We start from the raw sequence: 9,138 nt of genomic DNA, 5'->3' as shown, positions 1-9,138 counted from the left end.
CGACATAGCCCTTGAGCAGCTTGGCGAAGTTTGCCGCGTATCCCTTGTCGCGCCCAGCGCGGTCATCGAGCAGGTTGCCGAGGGCGGATCCGAGCAGGAATTTGCCGGTCGGATCATGCGCCAGATGCCGCAGCAAGGGCACGCCGACGGCATGGCGCTGCAAGGCCGTGTAGCGGCTGAACAGCCGATCGTTGTTCGCCAGCAGCAGTAGTTCATCCACGCCGAGGATGAAGCGCTCCGGATCGAGCCGGTAGCCATCGCCGCCATCGATGTTGATGTGCCAACCGCAACTGGCGGTATGGTCACTGGCGAAGAAGTTGAAATCGCCGTCGATCTCGTAGATCGCCTCGGAAAGCTCGGTTCGGACCATCTCGGCCTCGTCGAGGGGCAGGGGAGGGGTTAGCAGTTCCACGCCCGCTAGGCGGTCGTCCGGCCAATTGAGTGGGTCCAGCCCATATTCCGGGACGACATAAAAGCCGGGGCGCTGCGGTGGCCGAGAAGGGGCGGACCACGCCCGACCTGTCCGCTCACGCAATTTCGATGCGAAGGCTCGGCAGAAGCCCGGCGATGCCTCGTCCATTGCCTCTCCATCGCGCAGCTCTCGCTCGAAACGGGGCTTACCAAGGTCGCCAAGGATGACTTCCAACTCGAAGCCGGCACGCCAGGAAGGGATCGCGGACATGGCCGGGAAGGTAATTCAATCGAGCGTCATGTAAACGGAGACAGCGCGTTGCCATGAATTTTGTCACAGTTGCTGGTCAACGAGTTGGCCCAATGACGTCAATTATGGCGCGTCACACCTGGCGCAGCGCGGCGATGAGCAGGCTGCGCAGTTGCCGGATCGCTAGCAACCGCAAAGTTGCGGGGGCGCTTCCTCTCAGGCCGCCGTCCAGGCGGCCAAGCGCGAGCAGGGCTTCGGCCACGAGGGTGCCGAGGTAGGGCAGTGCGGCTTCGCTTTCCAAAAATGGTGGAAAATCAATTCTCTAAGAATATAGTATAGCTAATACGAAATAGCTTTACAAGTACCTGCGCCTTGAAATCACCACACTATCGCTAATGGTATCTTATCGGTAGTGACATTGCCAATTTGCGCGGCTATTCCCGGGAAATGAGCCGCGCAGCGTCGCCAAGGAAAGTCAAAACACTCCCCACCGCTATTGTTCCAGCGGCGAGCGCCGAAATTGTCACGGTGCTCGCCTCGGGCGAAGGCATTCTGCCGCAACGCCGCCGGTCAACGAAGCCGACGCACAAAGAACGCCTTGTCGCGGTCCTCGGATCCTTGCTGGGGGAGGGGACCCAGGTCGCCGAGCTTAACTTCACCACCGCGCTCGCCGCACGCAGCAGCGCGACACTGCGCGCTTTGGCTGCCGATCTTGAATGCTACAGCGGGTTTTGCCTCGATCATCCTCGGCCAGGACTCCCGGCTTCGCCCGAGCGCTTGACCGGGTACATCGGCCATCTCGAGGCCAGGCGGCAAAGTCCTGCAACGATTTCGCGCAAAGTTGCCTCGCTGGGCGCGGTGCACCGTATCCTCGATCTGCCATCGGCGACTGCGGCACCGCTGGTGCGCGATGCCTTGCGCGGCATGCGCAAGCGACAGGGCGTGGCGCAGCGCCAGGCGGGCCCCTTGCGGTTCGGCGCCGAGATCGGCCGCGAGCCAGCCAAAGGCTTGACTCTCACCGCGCTGCTCGATGCCTGTGGCGGCGATCCGCCGGGCTTGCGCGATGCGGCGTTGCTGTCGCTTGGCTATGATGCCGGGCTCAGGGTGTCCGAGCTGGTCGCGGCTACTTGCGAAAGTGTCCAGCTTCAGGACGATGGCTCGGGCCTGCTTCATATCGAGCGATCCAAAACCGACCAGCTGGGGGAGGGGAGCTATGTCTGGGTCTCGCCAGACACCATGCGGCGGATTGCGTTATGGCGCGATGTGAGCGCAATTAGCGCAGGCCCGCTGTTTTGCCGGATCGCCGTGCGGCGACGCAAAGTAGTTCTCGCGCGCCGGGCGCTGACCATGGCCGATCTTGCGCCTAATGCGAAGGTGGACCGGGAGCGAATGGCCGCCGTGCAAGCACGCGATCCCGGAGTCACCTATGCGATCGGGTCGGCAGCGCTCACGCCCACTGCTGTGCGGCATATTATCAAGCGCCGCGCCCGCGCCGCAGCCGATGCGGGTCTGGTGACGCTGATGGGCAAGAAGCTCGATCGCGCTATAGCTGCGCTCAGTACGCATTCGTTGAGGGTCGGGCTGACACAGGATCTATTTGCCAGCGGGGCCGATGCAGGCCCTGTTGCCCAGGCGCTGCGCTGGACATCGACATCGACCGCGCTGCGCTATGGACGCAAGCTCGCCCCTGCCTCGAATGCCGCAGCGGCTATGCTGGGGAAGGTGAGAAGGTGACAAGTGAAGCCGAACGGAAATGTAGCCGTGGCCACTGCAGGTAATTTTGTCGGTCCTTGGGGCGCTTCAAAATCGGCTCGTTGCAGTCAATTCCGTCCGCTCACAGGTGGCGACCGTCATTCGGGCAGGATCGAAGCGCACGGTGACTTCATTCGGGAACTGATCGCCGAGCAGGGCGACATGACCCTGGTCGAGGTTCAGGCGCGGCTGATCGAGCGCGGCACCTTGGTTGGGATCGGCACCGTGCATCGCTTTTTCGTCCGTCACGGGATCACGCGCAAAAAAAGACCGGGCACGCGATCGAGCAAGATCGTCCCGACGTCCTGAGGCAACGCCAGCGCTGGTTCGACGGACAGATCGACCTCGAACCCGAACGCCTCGTTTTCATCGACGAGACCTGGACCGCCACCAACATGACCCGCAGCCACGGCCGTTGCGCCAAGGGTGAGCGGCTGCGGATGGGCTACCCGCATGGTCATCGCAAGACCACCACGCTGGTGGCCGGCCTGCGAATGACCGGCATGGTCGCGCCGATGGTGCTCGATGGTCCGATCAACGGCGACTGGTTCGAAGCCTATGTGGCGCAGGTTTTGGTGCCAGAGTTGCGGCCCGGCGACGTCGTCATCATGGACAACCTTTCAAGCCACAAGCGGGCCGCCGTGAAAGAACGGATCGAAGCGGCGGGAGCAACCCTGCGCTTCCTCCCGCCCTACAGCCCCGACTTCAATCCTATAGAAAAAGCATTCTCTCGCCTGAAAGCCATGCTGCGCAAGGCGGGCGAACGAACCGTCAGCGGGCTGTGGGGGCTGATCGGCAGGCTCGTCGACATCTTCCAACCCGCCGAATGCGCAAACTACTTCAGCTCGTGCGGGTATGAACCGGAATGAGTGGAAACCGCTCTAATATGTTCAGCCCGAACCTTGTGCATCCGGCAAACTCATCATGCAGGAAAGCGGACTTGTTGATGCACGCCAGAATGCTTGGCGGTTCAAGCGCCAGCGAGCAAACCGCGGTTGCAACCATTCCGAATGGTTGACCTTCAAGCTCCAGCGTCAGGACGGTCACAGTTGCGGCTAGCCGCCGCATTGCCAGACGAAATTCGGCTTGGTTCGCGCTCGTTGTCATTCCTACATGGTAAGGTCTGGCTTGACTCCGAACGACCAAAGAATACTGAGCCTTCCACCGACTATTTGGCTGTCCACCGCATCAGACTGCTCATCTCATCAATCGTCGCAAGCGACTGCTTCGGTCCGCAATCGGAGTTCGGCAGCCAGGTTTCTCGAAACTCTTGCGAGTACCGATAGGCAGATTGCCACTTCATCTGCCGGAATATCGGCTGACGCCAAGCCATTGATGCTGGTGGCATGATGCATCAGCCTGGTTTCCAGCTCGCGACCGGGCTCTGTCAGCACGATGTTCTGTTTGCGCCGGTCGCCAAGCTGTTGCCTGCGCTCGACCAGACCATCCGCAACCATGCCGTTGATCATTACAACGGTTGTGTTTTCAGCGACATTTGTCCGATCGCTGAGTTGTTTTTGAGTCAGACCGTCCTCTAACCACAAGGCTCGCAGATAATACCAATACCCTGCCTTCAGCCCCTCGCGCGCCAAGACCGAATTGAGCAACCTGTCAAACCTGCGGTGACAGCGCCGGACCTGGTAGCCAAGACTCTCTTCGGGCTGGAGCGTTTGCGGTCGCGGGATCGGCAACGCGGATTCTCCCAGATCTCAAGATGACGGCCGCACCGGGTGCGTGACCGTGTACGAAAAAAATGTCGAACACGGCCGCACTATCAATTTTCTACGCGCAAGCGAAGTGGGGCGTGACCACTTTGCCGCGCCTCAGCCGGCCAGATCTTCGACAAGATCTCCCTTGTCCTCCGCCGCGCTCGAAAGTCGGCGTTCCTCATCGGAGACATTGAGAAGGCGCCAGTCGTCGCCCTTGGGCACCATGCCCTCAAAGGACATCAGCTTGGCATGGGGAATGCGCGACTCCCCTGTCCCGATCGCGGGCTCGCCGCGTTCCACGGCTTGGGCCGCACGATACATCAGCGTCCGGAACGTGAAGATAGCCTTGTCGCTCGATCCGAGGCGATCCTCGCTGCGGTCCGCGATCGGTCCCATCGATTCCCACATGGCCATGTCCTGCGCCGGGATGCCGTAGATGCCGGTGAAGTCCCCGGCTTTCATCGCGGCGCGATCCTGCAGGTAATTGTTTTCGGCGTTACGGATCTTCTTGAACGTGACCGGCTCGACATCCTGGCCGAGTTCGGCACCGCAGAACTTCCGCCAGGCATCCTGCGAAATCCCTTTCTCGGGGTGCCAGGCAATCCAGTAGAACATGGTGTTCTCGTCATCGACCGGCACAAGCATCTGGCTCAGGTGGTATTGGTCGTTCGATGGAATGTGGACCGTGAAAGGGGCGACAAACAGGGTCATGCGCACATAGTCCTGCTTGTCGGGTTCGACGATCGGCTTGCGGATCGCAACATAACGGAAGCCGAACGGGGTCTTCTGAACCTCGATACGTGGCGCCTTGTCGGCCGATGGGCGCAGCCAGGCGCTGTCGGTCGCGGTCGATCCGCTCACTTCGGTTGCCGTGGGCATGTTGGTGGAATGCAGGCTCGAACTGTGCGCAGAATCGATCGATCCTTCAAGTATCTGAGCCCAGTTGCAGGCTCCATGCATCTTCACGATGCTGATCTTGTCTGCCGGAGCGGCAGTCCAGTTGGGCGGATCGAAAGGCAGCACATTGTCGGTATCACCCATCCAGACCCAGACAAATCCCCCCGCTTCACGAACCGGATAGGCCTTGGTCTTCATCGTCTCGCGCAGCTTGGCGTCGGCGGGCTCGGAGGACATGTCGAGTGCGCCGATCCTGCCTTCGCTGTCCCGGAACACCACCATGTTTTCGCCGAGCAAGCGAACGCGCAGTGGAGTGCCGTCGGGTTCGGCGACTTCCTCGATCATGCAGGCCGGAAGCCAATGCTGGCGCATCAGGCGGCCCATCGGGGCATTGCCTTCCACGCGGCAAAGCAGGTCATTCTGTTCAGGTGTCATTGTGTTTCTCCCTAATGACTTTTCTATGGGGTGGGTCGATCCTCTCCGGGATCGATCAGGCCGGGCTGTAGTCCAGCCCGATGTCGGCGGCGGGGGCGCTCTGCGTGATCCGCCCGACCGAGACGAAGTCCACGCCGGTCTCCGCGATGTCCCGGATGGTGTCGAGCCTGACGCCGCCGGAAGCTTCGATCGGAACCCTGCCGCCGACGATCTTCACGGCTTCGCGCAGCATCGCGGCAGACATGTTGTCGCACAGCAGCCGCCCCGCCCCCGCCGCCAGTGCAGGTTCGATCTGCTCCAGCAGGTCGACCTCGACCTGGATTTCGAGTTCGGATGCCTTGGCGAGGCCAACTGCCCGTTCGACACCACCGCACAGCGCGATATGATTGTCCTTGATCAGGACTCCATCATCGAGCCGCATGCGGTGATTGGTGGCACCGCCCATGCGGGCTGCATATTTCTCGATGACCCTGAGGCCGGGAATCGTCTTGCGGGTGTCGAGCAAGGTGCATCCGGTTCCGGCGATCTTGTCCGCATATTCGTGGGTGAGCGTGGCTATGCCTGACAGGTGCTGCAGGCTGTTGAGCGCCGATCGTTCGGCCGAAAGCATGGCGCGACCATTGCCCTCCAGGCGCATCAACACGTCTCCCCGTGCGGCGCGTTCGCCGTCGCTCTTCAGAAGTTCGATCTTGATGCCAGGATCCAGCTGGCGGAAAAATGCGACTCCCAGCTCCAGGCCCGCCACCACGATATCCTGTCGGGTAGCGATGACTGCGCTGAGGCGAAGGCCATCTCCAATCGTCAGATTGGTGGTAACGTCGCCGCCGGTGCCCAGATCCTCGGCAAGCACGGCAGACACGAAGCTCGCGAGTTCCTGGCGACCAAGTCCGGCAACCGTTTCAGGCTTGGACATTGGCCCGATCCTCCGGTTGCTTCGTTTCGAATACTCTGCGCATCGTGTTTCCCTTGTTTCATTGCATGCATGGAGATTGGCTTCGCCGCCGCCGGTCAAATTTGGCTTGCCGGCGGTGCATGTCCGCACTCTGAGTAGCTTGCATATGCTTCTATATAGAACTATCGGGAATTCAAGCGGGGCCGCCCATTTCAGTTCCCCAATTGTGCGAAAGGTTAGCGTTGAAACACATACGCCTCGGAATCGTGGGTCTCGGACGAGGTTTCATGTTGACCTTGCCTGCCCTTCGTGCCCATCCTGCGGTGCAGCTGAGCGCGGCCCACGACCTGCGCGATGAGGCCCTCGTCCGGTTCGAGTCGCAGTTTGAAGCGACGGGGCACCGCACGTATGAGGCGTTGCTGGCAGATTCTAGCGTGGATGCCCTCTACATCGCCACACCGCACGAGTTGCACGCCGCTCAGGCCATTGCCGCGCTCGAGGCGGGCAAGCATGTGCTGGTCGAGAAGCCGATGGCGACTTCGGTCGGCGATTGCGCGGCGATGGCGAGGGCGGCGGAGAAAGCGGGCAAGGTACTCATGGTCGGCCCGAGCCACGCCTTCGACGAGCCGGTCCGCGTAGCGGCGGAACTCGTGGCATCGGGGCGCTATGGCAAGGTGCGTCTGGTCAACGCCTTCAACTACACCGATTTCATGTATCGTCCGCGACGGCCCGAGGAACTGGACAGCGAGCGCGGCGGCGGCGTGGTCTACAGTCAGGCGGCGCACCAGATCGATGTGGTGCGGCGCATCGTGCGCCAGCCGGTGGAATCGGTTCGCGCGGTCGCGGCCAACTGGGATGCATCGCGGCCGAGCGAAGGGGCATACTCAGCGCTGATGACGTTTGCATCCGGCGCCGCGGCCACGCTCACGTACAGCGGCTATGCCCACTATGACAGCGACGAGCTGCTCGGCTGGATTTCGGAGCTGGGCCGTCCGAAGGATCCCGCGCGCTATGGAGAGGCCCGGAAAGCTCTGAACCAGCTTTCGCAGCAGGACGAGATCGATGCGAAGCTGGCCCGGACGTTTGGATCGGCCTCGGCGGGCGATCCGGCCGGCGCGCCCCACCACGAACATTTTGGATTCGTCCTCGTGAGCTGTGAGCGGGCCGACCTCAAGCTACTGCCGACCGCGATCGAGGTCTTCGGTGATGAACGGCGCGAAACCATTCCGATCGCCCCGCCGACGCTTTCCCGAGCAAATGTGATCGAGGACTTCGCCGCCTCGATTCTCGGCGCGAGGCCACCAGTCCACGATGGCTGGTGGGGTCTCGAAACCATGGCCTGCTGCGCCGCACTGCTGGAATCCAGCCGCATCGCGGCCGACGTCAAGCCCCAGACCATCATTCAAGAGTCATAAGGAAACACCATCCAATGAGCCGTCTCAATCTATCTTTCGCCTGCTGGGGATATGACCGGACCGAAGCACTCCAGACCGGCCAGGTTCGGCCCGACGGGATCGATCTCAATTTCCAAGTTCTGGATGTCGAAGAGACGTTCTTCCGCATGATCCGCAACCGCGAGTTCGATGTGGCCGAAATGTCGATGTCGTCCTATTGCGTCACGCTGGGCCGCGAGGATCCGGGTTTCATCGCCATCCCGGTGTTCCCTTCGCGCTTCTTCCGGCATGCGGGCATCTTCGTTTCGGCGAAAAGCGGGATCGAAAAGCCTTCGGATCTTGTCGGCAAGCGGATCGGCGTGCCGGAGTATCAGCTTACCGCGCCGGTGTGGATCCGCGGTATCCTGCAGGATGAATACGGCGTCGATCCGTCCTCGGTGACCTATTTCTTCGGCGGGGAAGAGGAACCGGGCCGAGAGGAAAAGCTCAAGATCAATCTCCCCGAGAAGTTCAAGGTCATTCCGATCGGACCTGAGCAGACCATTTCGCGAATGATCGCCGATGGCGAGCTTGACGCGGTCTATGCGCCTCGCGCGCCTTCGACCTTCTATTCCGAACCCGAAAAAGTCCGGCGCCTGTTTCCTGACTTCGTCTCGGTCGAGAAGGCCTATTTCGCCAAGACAGGAATATTCCCGATCATGCATGTCGTCGCGATCCGCCGCGATGTCTACGAGAAGAACCGCTGGGTCGCCCAAGCGCTGTACAAGGCGTTTGTCGAGGCCCAGAAGCTTGTCTACGAACAACTGATGGTCTCGGCGTCACTCAAGACAATGCTGCCCTGGCAGATCGCTGCGGTCGAGGACACGATCGCAACCATGGGCAAGGAATGGTGGCCCTACGGCATCGATCGCAATCGGCACGTCATAGAGACGTTCACGCGCTACCACCATGAGCAGGGTCTTTCGCCCCGGCAGTTGACGGTCGAGGACATGTTCGCACCGGAAACGTTCTCCGAATTCCGAATCTGACGACTGCCGTGGGGTGTTGCGCGCTTCGCGGGGGCAGGGCTCCTGTCCCCGCGAATGTGGGGTGCGCGCGCCCTTGCCGATCCGTCCTGCCGGCGCGGTAGGCTCACACTGCCCGTTGCGCGGAGTTGTAGCGAGGCAGAAAGAGGATGGCGATCATCAGCACCGCGATCGACGACCAGCACATGGTTAGGGCCAGATCGTAGTTGCCGGTCCTGCTCGCTAGTGCGGCAAAGACGATTGGCCCTCCGGTGGCTCCGAGCGAATAGGATGCAAACATCAGCGAGAACATCGTCGTAAACACCGACCGGTCGAAGTAGGGGTGACTACACGAAAGTGACGTATCTGCACGCTAAGGGCGAACAAATCCGGT

General features: G+C 61.3%; 10 protein-coding genes and 1 pseudogene. 4 read left to right on the top strand and 7 right to left on the bottom strand.

The features are described from left to right. Positions 1 to 682 (bottom strand): hypothetical protein (locus AX703_RS15320; protein ID WP_156452084.1); only part of this gene is annotated, 682 nt, incomplete at its 3' end. A 112-nt stretch (positions 683 to 794) separates the two neighbouring features. Then, on the bottom strand, positions 795 to 962 hold the full coding sequence (locus AX703_RS27425; protein ID WP_156452083.1) for a hypothetical protein: 168 nt from the start codon (positions 960 to 962) through the stop codon (positions 795 to 797). A 146-nt stretch (positions 963 to 1,108) separates the two neighbouring features. Between AX703_RS27425 and AX703_RS15315 the strand changes: the two genes are divergently transcribed. Together AX703_RS15315 and AX703_RS26750 are read left to right on the top strand one after the other, a co-directional pair. Beyond that, positions 1,109 to 2,395, top strand: a complete 1,287-nt coding sequence (locus tag AX703_RS15315; RefSeq protein ID WP_062345282.1) for a hypothetical protein — start codon at positions 1,109 to 1,111, stop codon at positions 2,393 to 2,395. Between the two features lie 105 nt (positions 2,396 to 2,500). Further along, positions 2,501 to 3,282, top strand: a pseudogene (locus AX703_RS26750) (IS630 family transposase); the annotation flags it as partial. Here AX703_RS26750 and AX703_RS28950 read toward each other — a convergent pair. The 4 genes from AX703_RS28950 to nadC all read right to left on the bottom strand — a co-directional run bounded on the left by AX703_RS28950 (position 3,254) and on the right by nadC (position 6,367). Further along, positions 3,254 to 3,481: a flavin reductase gene (locus tag AX703_RS28950; RefSeq protein ID WP_368655946.1), complete on the bottom strand. Its 228-nt coding sequence runs from the start codon at positions 3,479 to 3,481 to the stop codon at positions 3,254 to 3,256. The pseudogene AX703_RS26750 and the gene AX703_RS28950 overlap by 29 nt on opposite strands. 137 nt (positions 3,482 to 3,618) lie before the next feature. Further along, positions 3,619 to 4,020: a MarR family winged helix-turn-helix transcriptional regulator gene (locus tag AX703_RS15300; protein WP_230461519.1), complete on the bottom strand. Its 402-nt coding sequence runs from the start codon at positions 4,018 to 4,020 to the stop codon at positions 3,619 to 3,621. Positions 4,021 to 4,236: 216 nt separating this feature from the next. Beyond that, positions 4,237 to 5,454 (bottom strand): aromatic ring-hydroxylating dioxygenase subunit alpha, encoded by a 1,218-nt coding sequence (locus AX703_RS15295; protein ID WP_062345276.1) that lies wholly within the window; start codon positions 5,452 to 5,454, stop codon positions 4,237 to 4,239. A gap of 55 nt (positions 5,455 to 5,509) precedes the next feature. Continuing rightward, positions 5,510 to 6,367, bottom strand: coding sequence for a carboxylating nicotinate-nucleotide diphosphorylase (gene nadC, locus AX703_RS15290; protein ID WP_062345274.1), 858 nt, complete (start codon positions 6,365 to 6,367; stop codon positions 5,510 to 5,512). Positions 6,368 to 6,570: 203 nt separating this feature from the next. Here nadC and AX703_RS15285 point away from each other — a divergent pair, with 203 nt between their 5' ends. After that, a complete protein-coding gene (locus AX703_RS15285; protein WP_254895193.1) occupies positions 6,571 to 7,761 on the top strand; it encodes a Gfo/Idh/MocA family protein in 1,191 nt (396 codons plus the stop codon). Positions 7,762 to 7,775: 14 nt separating this feature from the next. Further along, the gene (locus tag AX703_RS15280) at positions 7,776 to 8,768 is read left to right on the top strand and encodes a hypothetical protein (RefSeq protein ID WP_062345270.1); all 993 of its coding nucleotides are present in this window, start codon (positions 7,776 to 7,778) and stop codon (positions 8,766 to 8,768) included. A gap of 103 nt (positions 8,769 to 8,871) precedes the next feature. Here the strand turns inward: AX703_RS15280 and AX703_RS15275 are convergent, their stop codons facing one another. Continuing rightward, positions 8,872 to 9,045 (bottom strand): hypothetical protein, encoded by a 174-nt coding sequence (locus tag AX703_RS15275; RefSeq protein WP_156452082.1) that lies wholly within the window; start codon positions 9,043 to 9,045, stop codon positions 8,872 to 8,874. Between the last annotated feature and the right edge of the window lie 93 nt (positions 9,046 to 9,138).

The organism is Novosphingobium sp. CCH12-A3 (assembly GCF_001556015.1).
Lineage (GTDB): Bacteria > Pseudomonadota > Alphaproteobacteria > Sphingomonadales > Sphingomonadaceae > Novosphingobium > Novosphingobium subterraneum.
The sequence above is the reverse complement of the archived record's forward strand: the minus strand, read 5'-3'. Positions and strand labels throughout refer to the sequence as shown.